20 protein-coding genes are annotated in these 16694 nt (G+C 57.1%); 6 read left to right on the top strand and 14 right to left on the bottom strand.

Features of this window, described 5'->3' with window-relative positions; genetic code table 11:
* The first annotated feature begins 112 nt into the window (after nucleotides 1-112).
* Nucleotides 113-400 (top strand): hypothetical protein, encoded by a 288-nt coding sequence (locus FS819_RS07745; protein WP_197434054.1) that lies wholly within the window; start codon nucleotides 113-115, stop codon nucleotides 398-400.
* A 13-nt stretch (nucleotides 401-413) separates the two neighbouring features.
* On the opposite strand, the gene tgt is transcribed toward FS819_RS07745, so the two are convergent.
* The 5 genes from tgt to coaD form a co-directional block, all read right to left on the bottom strand.
* The gene (tgt, locus tag FS819_RS07740; protein WP_156547677.1) at nucleotides 414-1544 is read right to left on the bottom strand and encodes a tRNA guanosine(34) transglycosylase Tgt; all 1131 of its coding nucleotides are present in this window, start codon (nucleotides 1542-1544) and stop codon (nucleotides 414-416) included.
* Nucleotides 1545-1546: 2 nt separating this feature from the next.
* On the bottom strand, nucleotides 1547-2605 hold the full coding sequence (gene queA / locus FS819_RS07735) for a tRNA preQ1(34) S-adenosylmethionine ribosyltransferase-isomerase QueA (protein ID WP_156547678.1): 1059 nt from the start codon (nucleotides 2603-2605) through the stop codon (nucleotides 1547-1549).
* A gap of 77 nt (nucleotides 2606-2682) precedes the next feature.
* A complete protein-coding gene (locus FS819_RS07730; RefSeq protein ID WP_041696653.1) occupies nucleotides 2683-3192 on the bottom strand; it encodes a peptidylprolyl isomerase in 510 nt (169 codons plus the stop codon).
* Nucleotides 3193-3315: 123 nt separating this feature from the next.
* Entirely contained in the window at nucleotides 3316-3894 is a 579-nt protein-coding gene (locus FS819_RS07725) for a peptidylprolyl isomerase (protein WP_156547679.1), read from the bottom strand.
* 28 nt (nucleotides 3895-3922) lie between these two features.
* Nucleotides 3923-4417, bottom strand: a complete 495-nt coding sequence (gene coaD / locus FS819_RS07720) for a pantetheine-phosphate adenylyltransferase (protein ID WP_156547680.1) — start codon at nucleotides 4415-4417, stop codon at nucleotides 3923-3925.
* A gap of 219 nt (nucleotides 4418-4636) precedes the next feature.
* Here coaD and FS819_RS07715 point away from each other — a divergent pair, with 219 nt between their 5' ends.
* Complete coding sequence (locus tag FS819_RS07715; RefSeq protein WP_267967303.1) at nucleotides 4637-4762, top strand: hypothetical protein; 126 nt, start codon at nucleotides 4637-4639, stop codon at nucleotides 4760-4762.
* 122 nt (nucleotides 4763-4884) lie between these two features.
* Nucleotides 4885-5037, top strand: coding sequence for a hypothetical protein (locus FS819_RS07710; RefSeq protein ID WP_156536474.1), 153 nt, complete (start codon nucleotides 4885-4887; stop codon nucleotides 5035-5037).
* 284 nt (nucleotides 5038-5321) lie between these two features.
* On the opposite strand, the gene sufA is transcribed toward FS819_RS07710, so the two are convergent.
* The 9 genes from sufA to FS819_RS07665 form a co-directional block, all read right to left on the bottom strand.
* Nucleotides 5322-5708, bottom strand: a complete 387-nt coding sequence (gene sufA, locus FS819_RS07705) for a Fe-S cluster assembly scaffold SufA (protein WP_156547681.1) — start codon at nucleotides 5706-5708, stop codon at nucleotides 5322-5324.
* Between the two features lie 267 nt (nucleotides 5709-5975).
* Nucleotides 5976-6356, bottom strand: coding sequence for an SUF system Fe-S cluster assembly protein (locus FS819_RS07700; protein ID WP_071205317.1), 381 nt, complete (start codon nucleotides 6354-6356; stop codon nucleotides 5976-5978).
* A 26-nt stretch (nucleotides 6357-6382) separates the two neighbouring features.
* Nucleotides 6383-7633 carry a cysteine desulfurase gene (locus FS819_RS07695; RefSeq protein ID WP_197434055.1) on the bottom strand — a complete coding sequence of 417 codons (1251 nt, stop codon included), beginning with the start codon at nucleotides 7631-7633 and terminating at the stop codon, nucleotides 6383-6385.
* The gene (locus FS819_RS07690) at nucleotides 7623-8015 is read right to left on the bottom strand and encodes a VOC family protein (RefSeq protein WP_156547682.1); all 393 of its coding nucleotides are present in this window, start codon (nucleotides 8013-8015) and stop codon (nucleotides 7623-7625) included. Before FS819_RS07690 ends, FS819_RS07695 begins: the two co-directional genes overlap by 11 nt.
* On the bottom strand, nucleotides 8008-9282 hold the full coding sequence (gene sufD / locus FS819_RS07685) for a Fe-S cluster assembly protein SufD (protein WP_234624418.1): 1275 nt from the start codon (nucleotides 9280-9282) through the stop codon (nucleotides 8008-8010). Before sufD ends, FS819_RS07690 begins: the two co-directional genes overlap by 8 nt.
* 22 nt (nucleotides 9283-9304) lie before the next feature.
* Nucleotides 9305-10060 carry a Fe-S cluster assembly ATPase SufC gene (sufC, locus tag FS819_RS07680; RefSeq protein ID WP_156547684.1) on the bottom strand — a complete coding sequence of 252 codons (756 nt, stop codon included), beginning with the start codon at nucleotides 10058-10060 and terminating at the stop codon, nucleotides 9305-9307.
* Nucleotides 10061-10133: 73 nt separating this feature from the next.
* Nucleotides 10134-10484, bottom strand: a complete 351-nt coding sequence (locus FS819_RS07675; RefSeq protein WP_156547685.1) for a hypothetical protein — start codon at nucleotides 10482-10484, stop codon at nucleotides 10134-10136.
* Nucleotides 10484-11953 carry a Fe-S cluster assembly protein SufB gene (sufB, locus tag FS819_RS07670; protein ID WP_156547686.1) on the bottom strand — a complete coding sequence of 490 codons (1470 nt, stop codon included), beginning with the start codon at nucleotides 11951-11953 and terminating at the stop codon, nucleotides 10484-10486. The genes FS819_RS07675 and sufB overlap by 1 nt, the downstream gene beginning before the upstream one ends.
* Nucleotides 11954-12097: 144 nt before the next feature.
* Nucleotides 12098-13261 (bottom strand): cysteine desulfurase family protein, encoded by a 1164-nt coding sequence (locus FS819_RS07665; protein ID WP_156547687.1) that lies wholly within the window; start codon nucleotides 13259-13261, stop codon nucleotides 12098-12100.
* Between the two features lie 295 nt (nucleotides 13262-13556).
* On the opposite strand from FS819_RS07665, the gene FS819_RS07660 reads away from it, so the two are divergent.
* From FS819_RS07660 to FS819_RS07650, 3 genes are all read left to right on the top strand, one after another.
* Entirely contained in the window at nucleotides 13557-14234 is a 678-nt protein-coding gene (locus FS819_RS07660) for an alpha/beta hydrolase (RefSeq protein WP_070164727.1), read from the top strand.
* A gap of 119 nt (nucleotides 14235-14353) precedes the next feature.
* Nucleotides 14354-14977, top strand: a complete 624-nt coding sequence (locus FS819_RS07655) for a LysE family translocator (protein ID WP_156547688.1) — start codon at nucleotides 14354-14356, stop codon at nucleotides 14975-14977.
* A gap of 141 nt (nucleotides 14978-15118) precedes the next feature.
* Nucleotides 15119-16693, top strand: coding sequence for a DEAD/DEAH box helicase (locus tag FS819_RS07650; protein WP_070164729.1), 1575 nt, complete (start codon nucleotides 15119-15121; stop codon nucleotides 16691-16693).
* Nucleotide 16694 lies beyond the last annotated feature (1 nt).

Below are 16694 nucleotides of genomic sequence, written 5' to 3'. Positions count from 1 at the left end.
CGAAAAAATCGGATCTAAAGCGTTTTTATTTTTTAGCGAATCATAAGATTTGTTAGTCTGCCCTTGCGAATGAATCGCTTTGATGACGGACATGTTTCCGGGGGCAAATGATATGTCTATTGATCACTTTCTCGGCAATGATTGGCTCAACAATGATTGGGAAGCCTGGGCGCTGGAGCGCGCGCGCAGGATCATGGTTCAGGAAGGCGCAAACCTTGTCAACGCAGCGCAGTGGCTCGACAAGAAACAGACGGTGAAGACATCGTATCAATTGCGCGATGCCATCCAGCAGTCCTTGATCGAGGCCCTGACCTTGCGGTCATCACAGAATGCGATCTCAACCGTCCATCTGTCTGGCGTTGCTCTGAATGGCACCCTGTCTAACATGGCAGAGCACTGATCAGATCAAACCGTTACGCCGCCTCGATATCACCCCGCGCCCAGCATTCCATGGTCTCGCCCATGAAGTCCTCAAACCTGCCTTCAGCGATGGACTGGCGGATGCCCTGCATCAGTTCCTGATAATAGGATAGGTTGTTCCACGATAACAGCATGCCGCCCAGCGCTTCGTTGGAACGCACCAGATGGTGCAGATAGGCCCGTGAATAATCCCTTGTCGCCGGGCAGGACGATTGTTCGTCCAGGGGGCGTTTATCTTCGGCATGGCGGGCGTTGCGGATATTGACCTTGCCGCGGCGGGTGAAGGCGAGGCCGTGACGGCCAGAGCGGGTCGGCATGACGCAATCGAACATATCGATGCCACGCGCGACCGATTTCAACATATCGTCCGGTGTGCCGACGCCCATCAGGTAGCGCGGCTTTTCTGTCGGCAGCACCGGCAGGGTGATGTCAAGCATGCTGAGCATCACCTCCTGCGGCTCTCCGACCGCCAACCCGCCGACGGCATAGCCTTTCAGGTCCAATTGCTTCAGCCCTTCGGCGGAGCGAATGCGCAAGCCTGGTTGATCGCCGCCCTGCACGATACCGAACATTGCCTTGCCGGGCTGTTCGCCAAAGGCGACGCGGCAACGCTCCGCCCAGCGCAACGACATTTCCATGGCGCGCTCAATTTCACGCGGTTCGGCGGGCAAGGCGACGCATTCGTCCAGCTGCATCTGGATGTCGCTGTCCAGCAGGCCCTGGATTTCGATGGATCTTTCCGGCGACATGTGATGCAGCGAACCGTCGATATGGCTCTTGAAGGTGACGCCCTGCTCATCCAGTTTGCGTAGGCCGGAGAGCGACATAACCTGAAACCCGCCACTATCGGTCAGGATCGGCTGCGGCCAGCGGATCAGCTCGTGCAAACCGCCCAGTCTGGCAACACGCTCGGCACCAGGGCGCAGCATCAGGTGGTAGGTATTGCCCAGAATGATATCGGCGCCCCCTTCCCGTACCTGATCAAGATACATGGCCTTGACCGTGCCGACCGTGCCGACCGGCATGAAAGCCGGGGTGCGGATCGTGCCGCGCGGCATGGTGATTTCGCCAAGCCGCGCCTTGCCGCTGGTGGCTTTCAGGGTAAACGTGAACTGCTCGCTCATTGTTATTTGTCTTTCCGGAAGAGCAGGCTGGAATCGCCGTAGGAATAAAAACGGTAGCCGGTCTCGATCGCATGGGCATAGGCAGCCCGCATGGTTTCAAGCCCGGCAAACGCCGAAACCAGCATAAACAGCGTGGATTTCGGCAGGTGAAAATTGGTCATCAGCACATCAACCGCCTTGAAGCGGTAGCCCGGCGTGATGAAAATGCCCGTCGCATCCGACCAGGGCAGGAGACGGCCATCCTCGCTGGCAGCGCTTTCGAGCAGCCGTAGCGAGGTGGTGCCGACACTGACGATCCGCCCGCCCCGCGCCTTGACGGCGTTTAGGGCCTCCGCCGTCTCAGCCGAGACATGGCCGATTTCCTGATGCATTTTGTGGTCGTCGGTATCGTCGGCCTTGACGGGCAGGAAGGTCCCCGCCCCAACATGCAGCGTCACGAAATGGCGCTCGATCCCGGCTTTATCCAAAGCCTCGAACAGGGAAGGCGTGAAATGCAGACCGGCGGTTGGTGCGGCAACCGCCCCCTCTTCCCGCGCATAAATGGTCTGGTAGTCGGTGCGATCCTGACCGTCTTCCGGGCGTTTCGCGGCAATATAGGGCGGCAGCGGGATATGGCCGACACCAGCAATCGCCCGGTCCAGATCAGGACCGGAGGCGGCAAATTCCAGATCGATTTCGCCCGCCTCGCCTTTTTCTGCAACCGTCGCCAATAGGCCGGCAAAGTCGATCACATCGCCTTGCTTGATCCGCTTGCCGGGCCTTGCAAAGGCCTTCCAACGATTGGCGGCAACGCGCATATGCAACGTGCAGGACACCGGCGTGCGCTCGGCCCCTTCCCGGATGCGAACACCCTCCAGCTGCGCCGGAATGACCTTGGTGTCGTTGAAGACAAGTGCATCCCCTGCCCTCAGGAAGGACGGCAATTCGAAAACTTGGTGATCCTCCAGCATCGGCATCCCATCCGGGCGCACGACCAGAAACCGCGCCTGATCGCGCGGATTGGCCGGGCGCAGCGCGATATTCTCGTCTGGAAGGTCGAAATCGAACAGGTCTACACGCATGATACCGCACGGGATTGGAAACGCGAAAACCCGCCCCGGCGCTGTGACGCCGGAGCGGGCTGACAGAAAAGCCGAAATCAGGCGTCGGCGGCGACTTTCATCGAGATGATCGAATCCGGATCGGTGACAGGCTCGCCCTTCTTGACGGCGTCAATCACATCCATGCCTTCGATAACCTGGCCCCAGACCGAATATTGCTTGTTCAGCCAGGGAGCATCGGTAAAGCAGATGAAGAACTGTGAATTGGCGGAGTTCGGGCTTTGCGAACGGGCCATGGAGCAGGTGCCGCGCACATGCGGTGTGGCCGAAAACTCAGCCTTCAGGTCCGGCTTGTCGGAGCCGCCCATGCCGGCACGACCGGGATTGAAGCTTTCGCCGCCCTTCTTGCCGAATTTCACGTCACCAGTCTGGGCCATGAAATCGGGAATGACGCGATGGAAAACGACGCCATCATAGGCGCCTTCGCGGGCCAGTTCCTTGATACGGGCGACATGGCCTGGGGCAAGGTCAGGGAAAAGGCTGATCACAACCTTGCCCTTGGTGGTTTCCAGGATGACGGTATTTTCCGGATCTTTGATCTCAGCCATGATTTTCTCCTTGGTATTCCGGTTTCTTCGGACCGTGTGTTCGATTGAATGTTCATACCTCCCCCGCAAGCCCCGCCCTAGAGCCCGATCGGACCATAGGGAAGGACTATGCGAGGTTGGAACCTACTTCTTGCCGAGGGTGACCTTGATCATCCGGTCGGGGTCGCTGACCTCGCCATTACCGCCCTGGCCACGCTTGATCTTATCGACAAATTCCATGCCGGAAACAACCTTGCCGACGGCGGTATATTGGCCGTTCAGGAAACTACCATCACCAAACATGATGAAAAACTGCGAATTGGCAGAGTTAGGGTCCTGCGAACGTGCCATTCCGACCGTGCCACGCACGAAAGGCGTCTTGGAAAATTCGGCTGGGATATTCGGCAGCTTGGAAGCGCCGGTGCCAGCACGGCTCTTGTCGAAGCCGGATTTCATATTGCCATATTGCACGTCACCGGTCTGGGCCATGAAGCCCTCGATGACGCGGTGAAAGGCGACATTGTCATATTGACCCTGGCTTACCAGCGTCTTGATCTGCGCCACATGCTTGGGGGCGACCTCCGGCATCAGCTGTACGACAACAGGGCCGTCCTTTAGCTGAATGGTCATGATGTTATCGCCAGCACCGGCCTGGGCCATGGCGTTGGTGGCAAGTGTGGAAAGCGCGAGCAGGCCCGCGAAAGCAAGAGACATGAGTTTCATGAAGGGCTCCGTAATTTCTCGGATCGGCTCAAGCCTTGAGCCGGGATTTCAATGCCCGCGACACCTGCGGGGGAACAAAGGCGCTGACATCACCGCCCATGGTGGCGATTTGCCGGACCAATGTGGCCGTTATGGGCCGCGACGCCGTACCAGCTGGCAGGAAGACGGTTTGCAGGTCTGGTGCCATCTGCCGGTTCATGCCCGCAAGCTGCATTTCATAGTCGAGATCCGACCCGTCGCGCAGGCCTCGAACCAGAAGCTTCGCCCCATGCTGGCGGGCGGCATCAACGGCCAGGCCGTCAAAGGCGATAACCGAAACATCCCCTGCCCGCTCAGGCACGGCCTCACTAAGACTGCTCGCAATAAGCTCTGCGCGCTCTTCAAAGCTGAACATCGGCACTTTACCGGGATGAATACCGATCCCGACGACAATCTTGGGAACGACATTCAGCGCCTGAACCAAAACATCCAGGTGGCCATTGGTCATCGGGTCGAAAGAGCCCGGATAAAAGGCAATTGTCATCGGTCCGCCCTCATCTTTTTATGCCCGCCTTTTGTCACGGACAGGCTGGAACCGCAAGCGCCTACGGCCCCGGTTTTCACGGTCATTCCGTTCATATTTGTGGCCAGACCGTCCCCTGCCTGCCCCATGAATGCCTGATGAACGGCACATTCAGGCCCGCTTCAAGGCCGGGTGTTTATACAGGGATCATGTTCAACGACAAGACCAAGAGAACAAACAATGCTTGCAGTTGTTTTGAGTATCGCAATTGTCAGCGCATTTTTTCTTGAAGCATTGGTTGCTTGGTTCGATGAACATGAAGACGATTGCTTCGCATTTCTGGCCGCTCAGATGAACGCCAGATGAACGGAGTGTTAAGGGCAGCTTCAGCACGGCTTTTGTAAAAAGAGTGCACTGCTCACAGGAACAAGACGCGGTTGCAGCCATTGTTGCTGCAACTGGCCCCGTCAAAACGAAGGACGAAACCCATGCTTGATAAAGTGACGATGATTAATTTGGTCTGGACTGCCATGATCGGCGCTATGCTGGCAACGAGCATTGGTTTTCACATGAACGAAGACCGCGCCCCGTCCAATTTCCGTACGTCGATTTCGCAGCCTTACCACAGCGCCAGCCGCTGATTGGAACCTTGGCGCAGGATTTTCGTTGAGGCTGGATAAGTGATGATCAGACACAAAGGAAAACAAGATGTTCTTGCTTCTCGGCGTGCTCTCGGCTGCTATCAGCGCGATGTTTGTCTACTCTGTCGTTTCGACGATCTCTGCGCTACGTCGTGAGCAAGATTATTTGCGATCCCTGTTGAAATAATTGCATTCTACCCGGATCTACGAGAAACGCCTCGCCTTTCATGTGAAAGGCGAGGCGTTTCTTTTTGTGACTTTATGTTTGTAGCAGTAGACCCTGATCAGACGTGGGCTTCATGCCGCTGCTTGGCAAGTTCAGCCAAATCTGCGGCCTTCAACTCCACCGACTCGCCGCAGCCGCAGGCAGAGGTCTGGTTCGGATTGCGGAAGGTGAAGCCTGAGCGGAGCGTCGTGGTCTCAAAATCGATTTCCGTACCCAGCAGATAGAGCACAGCGGCAGGCTCCAGCCATACGGAGGCGCCGTCGCGGGCAATTAGGTCATCCCTAGGGTTAGGCTCAGTCACCAGGTCAATGGTATATTCCATCCCCGCGCAGCCGCCCTTCTTGATACCGACACGAATGCCTTTGGCATCCGGACCGGAATTTTCGACAATTTCCTTGACGCGGGCTGCTGCCGCATCGGTCATGGTCATCACCGCAAAGCCCATAGGCTTTCTCCTTTTCACAGCCGGGTTCAAGGCCCGGTGTTTTTTAAAAGTGGGTTCGGTTTCTTAACCGGAATAGCGCCAGACAAAACCGGCATGTTTACAATGTAATAGCAAGTCTCGAAGATGCTGAAGCATCCTTGCCTTGAAGGCATTGCAAATATCTCAAATGCATCAGACGCTTGAGATATTTGCAAAAGGAATACCAAGATTCATTTTCAATGACCCTTGGTATAATAGGCGGCTCGCCTTTCAGCAAGCCGCCCTTACTCAATACCAGCCGATGGAGACCTGCGCCTCTTCAGACATCCGGTCCGGTGTCCATGGTGGATCGAAGGTCATTTCCACTTGCACGCCCGAAACGCCTTCCACGGAGCCGACCGCGTTTTCCACCCAGCCTGGCATTTCGCCAGCCACGGGGCAGCCGGGCGCCGTCAGTGTCATCATGATCTTCACCATCCGGTCGTCTTCGATGTCGACCTTGTAGATCAGGCCAAGCTCGAAAATATCCGCTGGAATTTCCGGGTCATAAACGGTTTTCAGTGCCGAGATGATATCGTCCGACAAGCGGGCGACTTCCTCCGGCGGAATGCTGGAATGAACGATACCTTCGCGCACATCCGGCTTCTCGTCATTTTTACTGGTATTCATGTCGCTGACGCTCATGGTTTCAATCCTCAGCCGAAGAAGGTCTTGGCATAGTCAAGCGCTTCCACCAGCGCATCGATTTCTTCACGGGTATTATATAGGCCAAAAGAGGCCCGGCAGGTAGAGGTCACACCGAAACGAGACAGCAATGGCTGCGCGCAGTGCGTGCCAGCCCGAACCGCCACACCGCGCCGGTCGATCAGCATCGATACGTCATGGGCGTGGATACCCTTGAGTTCGAAGGAAAAAATCGCACCCTTGCCCGGCGCATTGCCGAAAATCCTGAGCGAATTGATCGCCGTCAGCCGCTCATGGGCGTAGGCCGTCAAATCCGCTTCATGCGCGGCAATCGCCTCGCGGCCAAGTCCCTCGATATAATCCAGCGCATGGCCAAGCCCGATGGCCTGAACGATTGGCGGCGTTCCTGCCTCGAACCGATGCGGCGGATCATTGTATGTCACCATATCCTCGGTGACATCGACAATCATTTCGCCGCCGCCCATAAAGGGCTGCATGGCGCGCAACCGGTCCATCTTGCCATAGAGCACGCCGATGCCGGACGGGCCGTAAAGCTTGTGTCCGGTCATCACATACCAGTCGCAGTCGATGTCTTTCACATCGACCGGCATATGCACCGCCGCCTGGCTACCATCGACCAGCACCGGAATGCCGCGTTCTTTGGCGATCCGGCAAATTTCCTTGACCGGAACCACAGTTCCGAGCGCATTGGACATATGGGTGACGGCAATCAGCTTGGTACGATCGGTCAGCCGCTTTTCGAATTCCTCGATGTGGAACGCACCATCATCATCCACCGGCACCCAGACCAGCTTTGCACCCTTGCGTTCCCGCAGGAAATGCCAGGGCACGATGTTGGAGTGATGCTCCATAATGGTCAGGACGATTTCATCGCCCTCGCCGATCTCTTTCATGCCATGGCCATAGGCCACCGTATTGATGGCCTCGGTGGAGGATTTGGTGAATACCACCTCGTCCAAAGATCCGGCATTCAGAAAGCGCCGCACCTTTTCACGCGCCGCCTCATAAGCATCGGTCGCGGCATTGGACAGAAAATGCAGGCCGCGATGCACATTGGCATATTCGTTGGAATAGGCATGGCTGATGGCGTCAATCACCGCCTGCGGCTTTTGCGCCGACGCACCATTGTCCAGATAGACCAGCGGTTTATCGCCATGCACCAGCCGCGACAGGATCGGGAAATCCTTACGGACGGCTTCGACATCATAGGTCGATGGAAGTTTCGCCATATTAATCGTCATAGCTGATAAACTCCATGAGCGAACCATCCGGATCGCGAAAATAGAGGCTTGTTCCCTCGCCCATAGCGCCGAAGCGACGAATGGGTCCCAGTTCGATGTCGATCCCCTGGGCCTCGAGATGAGCCTTGGCATCGCTGATCTTTCCACGCCAGCGGAAGCAAAGATCGCTGTTTCCCGGAGCGACAGGAACGCGGGCCACCGGCGTGGCGATTGCGCCGGGGCCATGAACATTCAACTGCTGTGCGCCAAGCCGAAAAACATATCCTCCGGCTGCCGTCGCGACCGCTTCAGCCCCGATCACGTTCGTATAGAAACCGCGCGCCCGTTCCCAATCGGAAACATGGATCACGGCGTGATCGAGGTTGACGGGAAGATCAGCCATGGGTCTCCAGCCAGTCGGCGATGACCCCTTCCAGGGCCTCTACCAGTTCTTCATCTTCCAGCTCTTCCACCAATTCGGCGACGAAAGCCTTGATCAGCAGCCCACGGGCCACTTTTTGCGGGATGCCGCGCGCCATCAGGTAATAGAGGTGATTGTGGTCGATATCGGCAACCGTTGCACCATGGGCGCATTGCACGTCATCGGCAAAGATTTCCAGCTCTGGCTTGACCGAATATTCGGCATCATCAGACATTAGCAGCGTGTTACAGGCCATGCGCGCATCGGTCTTCTGAGCGTCGGGAGCAACCCGGATCTGGCCCTGGAAAACGCCCCGCGCCCGGTCGAACACCACATTGCGGATCACTTCCGTCGAGGTGGTGTTCGGCACGTCATGACCAAGTGTCATGGTCACGTCCGTATGGCTTTCGTCACCCAGAAGGTTGACAGCGCGCAGGGTGAAATCGGAGCCTTCACCCGCCGTTCTCACATGGATTTCCTGGCGCACCAGCTTGCCGCCAGCGTTGATCACGAACAGCTTCAGCTTGGCATTGGTTCCCAGCACGACCTTGATCTGGCCCAAATGGGTATCGGCAAGACCCTGGGTCTGCACGATGATCCACGTCACCTCGGCACCCTCGCCCAGGTCCAGGTCGCTGACGCTGGAGATCAGGCCAGCGGCTTCGCCGGAATTGCGGTGGCGCTCTATCACGGTTGCCTTCGAGCCAGAGCCGAAGCTCGCCACAAACCGAGAATGGCTTTGACCGCCACCCTGATGGGCCTGCAACTCGATCAGCCTATCGACCTCGACATTGTCCTCGACGTTCAACCGATAGCCGTCACGCACGAAACTGCCATTAATCCGGCCAATCGCATCGTCCTTGGAGAAGGCAACCAGATCGGTTGCTGCCGTTCCATCCAACAGGCTCTCACTATAGGCACGCACGGTCACACCGTCAGGTGCGGAGACGTCACGGCTCAAGCCCTGGCGCAGTTCAAAGATACGAGCCGCCTCCACCAGCGGTGCCACGGCCTTGGAAGGCGTTAGCGTTGCAGCGTCGGGAATGGCCCGCAGCAGGGTTTTCAGATCCGTATAATGCCAGGCTTCAATCCGACGAGTTGGCAGGCCAGCCCGCTTCAGGTCATCAAACAGGATATCGCGCGCGCCTAGCACAGCCCCATCGCCCGGCAAATCGCCGAGTTGGGCCGTATAGGCTTCGACCAGCGCAGCCTCGGCCGCTGTCGACCGATTGGCAGCTTGAATGTTCATTGCAACACTCCTTTTCGACCGGTCAGGCCGCTTCGCCGATGATATCGGCATAGCCATTGGCTTCCAGATCCAGCGCCAGGCTCTTGTCGCCGGTCTTGATGATCTGGCCCTTGTAGAGAACATGGACCGTATCCGGCACGATGTAATCCAGCAGGCGCTGATAGTGGGTGATGACGATGGTGGCACGATCCGGCGACTTCAACGCATTGACGCCATCGGCGACGATCTTCAGCGCATCGATGTCGAGGCCGCTATCGGTTTCATCTAGAATGCAAAGCTGCGGCGCCAGAAGCGCCATTTGCAGGATTTCCGCACGCTTCTTCTCACCACCGGAAAAGCCGACATTCAGCGGACGCTTCAACATGTCGGGGTTGATCTTCAACTCACCAGCCGCTTCCTTGACCCGGCGGATGAAGTCCGGCGTCGTCAGTTCAGCCTCGCCACGCGCCTTGCGCTGTTCATTCATCGCCACTTTCAGAAACTGCATGGTGGCAACGCCCGGAATTTCGACCGGGTATTGGAAGGCCAGGAAAATGCCCTTGGCGGCCCGTTCCGCCGGGTCAAGCTCCAGAATGCTCTCGCCATTATAAAGGATCTCGCCCTCGGTGACTTCATAGTCCGAGCGGCCCGACAGAATGTAGGACAGCGTCGATTTGCCAGACCCATTCGGTCCCATAATCGCCGCCACTTCGCCAGCATTGACGGTCAGGTTGAGACCACGAATGATCTCCGTGCCATCTTCCGCGATCCGGGCGTGAAGGTTTCTGATTTCAAGCATTTCCAATTCCCTCATATGGCGGGTTTCAAGGACCCGTATATTCAATCTTGCTTCGGCAAGGCATTTCCTGCTCTCAAGGCACGAAGCTCTGCGTCACGACGATATTTCCGACGATATGCCGGTTAAATTCATCCAATTCTTCAGCGGGAACCCATAGCTCTTCATGTTCTCGACCGCCAACGATCCGCTTTTCGAATTTCGATACATAGGTGGAGTCGACTTCAAATTTCGTGACAAAGCCACACCGGGAGCCAACTTTGGTGTTCCAATCCCGCGCAATCTGCGCGGCATAATCCTCATTCGTCACCGGATAAAATATCGGCTGATCTGGCAGACGGGGCGGAAAAGTTTTCCAGCCACTCTCCTCAATCAGCTTCAATTCTTCCAGTCCGACCGGACGAAAAAGTAAGATCGCCCGGCTCATCACCCCACGCTGCCTTCCAGCGAAATCCCGATCAGCTTCTGCGCTTCGACCGCAAATTCCATCGGCAATTCCTGGATGACTTCGCGCACGAAACCATTGACGATCAGGGCGATGGCGGCTTCCTGGGGAATGCCGCGTTGCAGGCAATAGAACAGCTGATCCTCCGAGATTTTCGAGGTTGTCGCCTCATGCTCGAACTGAGCCGAGGAGTTCTTCGCCTCGATATAAGGCACGGTATGCGCGCCGCATTTGTCGCCGATCAGCAAGCTGTCGCACTGGGTGAAGTTACGGGCATTTTCCGCCTTACGGTGCGCCGAAACCTGGCCGCGATAAGTGTTGCTGGAAAAGCCCGCCGAAATGCCCTTGGAAATGATGCGGCTCGACGTGTTCTTGCCGAGATGGATCATCTTGGTGCCGCTATCGACCTGCTGATAACCGTTGGAAACGGCAATCGAGTAGAACTCGCCGCGGCTGTCATCGCCGCGCAGAATGCAGGAAGGATATTTCCAGGTGATCGCCGATCCGGTCTCGACCTGCGTCCACGAAATCTTCGACCGCGCACCCCGGCAATCGCCGCGCTTGGTGACGAAATTAAAGATGCCGCCCTTGCCGTTCTTGTCGCCCGGATACCAGTTCTGGACGGTGGAATATTTAATCTCGGCATCGTCAAGCGCCACCAGCTCGACCACGGCAGCATGCAGCTGGTTTTCATCACGCTGCGGGGCTGTGCAGCCTTCCAGATAGGAGACGTAAGCACCCTCTTCTGCAATGATCAGCGTGCGTTCGAACTGGCCGGTATTTTTCTCGTTGATGCGGAAATAGGTGGACAATTCCATCGGGCAACGAACGCCCTTGGGAATGAACACGAACGAACCATCGGTAAACACAGCCGAATTCAGCGTTGCATAATAATTGTCGGTGACCGGCACGACTGTGCCGAGATATTTCTTCACCAGATCGGGGTATTCGCGCACGGCTTCTGAAATCGACATGAAGATCACGCCGGCTTTCATCAATTCAGCCTTGAACGTGGTGACGACCGAGACCGAATCGAATACCGCATCGACAGCGATTTTCGAGGTCTGGACACCTGCCAGAATTTCCTGCTCACGAAGCGGAATGCCCAGCTTTTCATAGACCTTCAAAAGCTCGGGATCGACATCGTCGATCGAGGTCGGGCCAGCCGTGCTTTTCGGCGCGGCATAGTAATAAATGTCGTTGAAGTCGATCTTCGGATAGTGGACGCGCGCCCACTCTGGCTCTTCCATCGTCAGCCAGCGTTGGTAAGCATCCAGACGCCATTGCAGCATCCAGTCCGGCTCGTTCTTCTTTGCGGAAATGAAACGGACGATGTCTTCCGACAAGCCCTTCGGGGCCTTGTCGACTTCGATCATGGTTTCAAAACCATACTTGTACTGATCGACGTCGATCTGGCGGACCTGATCGATCGTTTCTTGTACGGCAGCCATTAGCGTTCTCCAATCTCGCCGGGTCCAAGGTCCGGCAGCTTGTCAACGTTTCAGCGGGGGGTCCGCTCTCATATAGGAAGTGGAGATGAGTTTTCACCCCCAAACCTGGGTTTATTCCGCCTTTTCAGGCACTCTTTTCGCGTCTCATGCCGCGTGACCGGCAAGCTGGCGCCGCCCGGCAATCTTGCCGAATATCGACACGACCCGCTCGATATCCTCTGCCGTGGTGGCGGGACCGAGCGACAGCCGCAAGCCGCCAATGCCCGCATCCAGTCCCATCGCTGTTAAAACATGACTCTGTCCAACCTTGCCGGACGAACAGGCCGCTCCGGCAGACAGCGCCACGCCTTCCAGATCAAAGGCGATCTGCCCGGTCTCTGCCTTAAGACCCGGCAGCGTGAAGAAACTCGTATTGCCGATACGTGTCTGACCCGCGCCGTGGATCACCAGATCGGGTGCGATGCTGCGCATGCCTGTTTCCAAAGCATCTCGCAAGGCCGCAATCTGTAAATTGCGATTTATCAAGTCTTTTGTAGCATGGTCCGCAGCAGCACCGAAGCCCGCAATTGCGGCAGGGTTCTCCGTGCCGCCGCGATGACCCTTTTCCTGCCCGCCGCCGCGCACCAGCGGTTCCGGCATCAGCGCCTCGCCACGGGCCACTACGGCGCCAGCCCCTTTGGGGCCACCAAGCTTGTGGGCCGATAGAATCAGGAAATCTGCATCCAGGGCCGCAATATCAACCGGGATACGCCCAACCGCCTGGACGGCGTCCACAAGCAGCAATCCGCCCCTGGCGTGAACCAGTTGCCCCACCGCTTCGACCGGCTGGATAACCCCGGTTTCATTATTTGCCAGCATGACGGCGACCAGCGGCATGCCCTGATCGGCAGGATGGTCGGCCAGCGCCCGTTCCAGGGCATCGAGATCGATCACGCCCTGCCGGGTCACCGGGATTTCGGTCACACAGTCAGGCGCAAACCGTCCGCCTTGCCTTACGGCAGGATGTTCGATGGCCGAGACATAGGCACGTCCGACAGCCAGCAGTGAACGGCCCATTCTATAGCGTGGCGACAGGACGAAATTTGCCGCTTCCGTTGCCGTCGAGGTGAAGATGACATTAGCGGGCGCAGCTCCGACAAGATCCGCCACCTGGCGGCGCGCCTTTTCTACCAGGGCGCGGGCAGTACGGCCTTCGGCGTGAACAGAGGACGGATTGCCCGGCATGGCCAAAGCAGCCAGCATCGCATCGCGCGCTTCATTCAGAAGCGGTGCGGTGGCATTCCAGTCCATGTAGATGCGTTCAGCCATGTTTTCTCTGATATGTTCCGCTTTGTTGTGCCGCGATCTTGAGCCGGAAGGCGCAAAACCTGCGTATTGTCTTAGATCATGCCCTGTTTTCGGAGAAAATCATGCATCTGCCATAGAAGATGCATTTTTCTTGAAATTTTCACCCCGACTGTCCTATGACACATTCAATAACACAGCGACCCATAATTTCGAATGGTTCTAAACTGGGTTTTAGAAAAGCTGAGTGCCCCCGTCAAGTCATCTTCTTACGGGTAAGGGCGCGTAGGCAAAAAAACACGCCAAGACCGGAGTATCCATGCCCGAAGTCATTTTCAACGGACCCGCAGGACGTCTAGAGGGCCGCTACCAGCCCTCCAAGGAAAAGAGCGCCCCGATTGCGATCATCCTGCATCCGCATCCGCAATTTGGCGGCACGATGAACAACCAGATCGTCTATCAGTTGTTCTACATGTTCCAGAAGCGCGGTTTTACCACTTTGCGCTTCAACTTCCGCAGCATTGGCCGCAGCCAGGGTGAATTCGACCACGGCGCCGGCGAATTGTCCGATGCGGCCTCGGCGCTCGACTGGGTGCAGGGCCTGCATCCCGATTCGAAAAGCTGTTGGGTTGCCGGCTATTCCTTCGGCTCATGGATCGGCATGCAGCTGTTGATGCGGCGCCCGGAAATCGAAGGTTTTATCTCGGTTGCGCCGCAGCCGAATACCTATGATTTCTCCTTCCTCGCCCCCTGCCCTTCGTCCGGTCTGATCATCCATGGCGACTCCGACAAGGTTGCTCCGGAAAAGGACGTTCAGGGCTTGGTGGACAAACTGAAGACCCAGAAGGGCATTCTGATCACCCAGAAGACCTTGCCTGGCGCCAACCATTTCTTCAACGGCCAGGTCGAAACGCTGATGGCTGAATGCGAAGATTATCTGGATCGCCGCCTGGAAGGCGAATTGGTACCGGAACCGGCTGCCAAGCGGCTGCGCTGATTAGCCCATATTTCTTTTTGCAAATAAAAACGCCGGTTGTTTCAACCGGCGTTTTTTATGGCATAGTCTGACTGTCAAAATCGGCCTCCTGAAGCGCTGGGAATGAAAAGGGGATTGCTATGGATCTGCATTCAATGCTCACCTTTGCGCTGGCCTTTCTGGTGTTTGCCGCCAGTCCCGGTCCCGATAATGTGACGATCATGGCCCGCACTCTTTCCCATGGACCTGCGTCGGGCCTCGCCTATGGCCTTGGGACAGTTACCGGCATCCTGATTTATTTGACGCTTGCGTTTTTCGGCTTGTCTGTACTGGCGCAGGACATGGGCTGGCTGATGGAGCTTTTGCGCTACGGCGGTGCTGTCTATCTCATCTGGATGGGTATCCGCCTCTGGATGGCAAAGCCTGTGCTGCCGCAGATGGTGCCGATGGAGCGCCGTGGGGCGCTGTTTCCTGTGTACCTGACAGGTTTCGCGCTCAATCTCGGCAATCCGAAAATGCCACTTTTCTACCTGGCCCTGCTGCCGAATTTCGTACCCGCATCCTTCAATGCGTCGGCGCTGATTGATATTATCGCGATCATTCTTGCAGTCGAGACCGTGGTGATCGGCGGCCATGTCTTTCTGGCGGGACGGGCGAGACGCCTCTTGAAAACACCCCGCAGCGTGGCGCTGATCAACCGCACGACCGGAGGTTTTCTGGGCGCTGCCGGGGTGGCTATTCTCGCATCTGGCCGCGGAAATTGAAGTTTCGTTAAGCTTTATGGCGCAGCGAAGGGCCTATTCCTTGACTTTGAGGCGTTTTCGGCCTATCCCGCGCTGGCGTTAACGCCTGTTCGCGGGCGATTCATCTTGAGTTCGCAAGAACGGAACGGAAAACATTTCCCTTTGACCACATTCGCTGACCTTGGCCTGAGCCAAAAAGTTCTTTCCGCTGTAACTGATGCCGGCTACACCGTGCCGACACCGATCCAGGCTGGCGCCATTCCGCCGGCCCTGATGCGCCGCGACATTTGCGGCATTGCCCAGACGGGCACAGGCAAGACGGCGTCCTTCGTATTGCCGATGCTGACATTGCTCGAAAAAGGTCGCGCCCGCGCCCGCATGCCGCGCACGCTGATTATGGAGCCGACGCGCGAACTTGCTGCCCAGGTGGCCGAGAATTTCGAAAAATACGGCAAGAATCACAAGCTCAACATTGCTCTGCTGATCGGCGGCGTTTCGTTCGATGAACAGGACCGCAAGCTGGAACGTGGCGCCGATGTGCTGATCTGCACGCCTGGCCGCCTGCTGGACCATTGCGAGCGCGGCAAGTTGCTGATGACCGGCGTGGAAATTCTCGTCATCGACGAAGCCGACCGCATGCTGGACATGGGTTTCATTCCCGATATCGAGCGCATCGCCAAGCTTATTCCCTTTACCCGTCAGACGCTGTTCTTCTCGGCCACCATGCCGCCGGAAATCCAGAAGCTGGCCGACAAGTTCCTGCAAAATCCGGAACGGATCGAGGTGGCTCCGCCATCTTCGACCGCAAAGACCGTGACGCAGCGGCTGGTTGCCTGCCAGAACAAGGATTATGAAAAGCGCTCCACCCTGCGCGACATCATCCGCGCCCAGGACGATCTGAAGAACGCCATCATCTTCTGCAATCGCAAGAAGGACGTGGCCGATCTGTTCCGCTCGCTGGAACGGCATGGTTTCTCGGTCGGTGCCCTGCATGGCGATATGGACCAGCGCTCGCGCACAAATATGCTCGCTGGCTTCAAGGACAATCAGATTACCCTTCTGGTCGCTTCCGACGTTGCGGCCCGTGGCCTTGATATTCCCGATGTCAGCCATGTGTTCAATTTCGACGTGCCGATCCATGCGGAAGACTATGTCCATCGCATCGGCCGTACCGGTCGCGCTGGTCGCTCAGGCCGCGCCTTCACGCTGGTGACAAAGTCCGACGCGAAATATCTCGACGCGATTGAAAAACTGATCGGTGAAAAGCCTGAATGGCTGGACGGCGACGTCGCCTCTCTGCCGCCCATGGCTGAAGGTGATCGTGATGAGCGCCGTGGCCGTGGTGGCAAGGGTGCTCGTGACAAGAGCGGTAGTGACAGAAGCGGTAGTGAACGTGGCCGTGGCCGGGAACGCTCCAGAGACGGTGCGCGTGACGGTGATCGTGAGCATCGCAGCAGTCACAAGCCTGACACGACAGAAGAGCAGATTAGCACCGAAGCGGCTGTAGAAGTCGTCGCAACCAAGGTGGATAGCGTGAAGCAAGAGCGCAAGACAGACAGACGGCCTAGCCAGGGCAACCGCGATTATCGCAATAATCAGGCGCCCAACCCGGCCAATGACGACCAGCGCGAACGCCGCCGCCAGCATTACCGCGACCATGATGACGGCCCGACTCCTGTTGGCTTCGGCGATGATATTCCGGCTTTCATGCTGATCGTTGCCAGCGCAAAAGCCTGAC

It is taken from the genome of Allorhizobium sp. Av2 (assembly GCF_021462805.2).
Classification (GTDB): Bacteria; Pseudomonadota; Alphaproteobacteria; order Rhizobiales; family Rhizobiaceae; genus Allorhizobium; species Allorhizobium vitis_G.
Note: the sequence above shows the minus strand (reverse complement) of the source record. Positions and strands in the feature narration are given on the sequence as shown.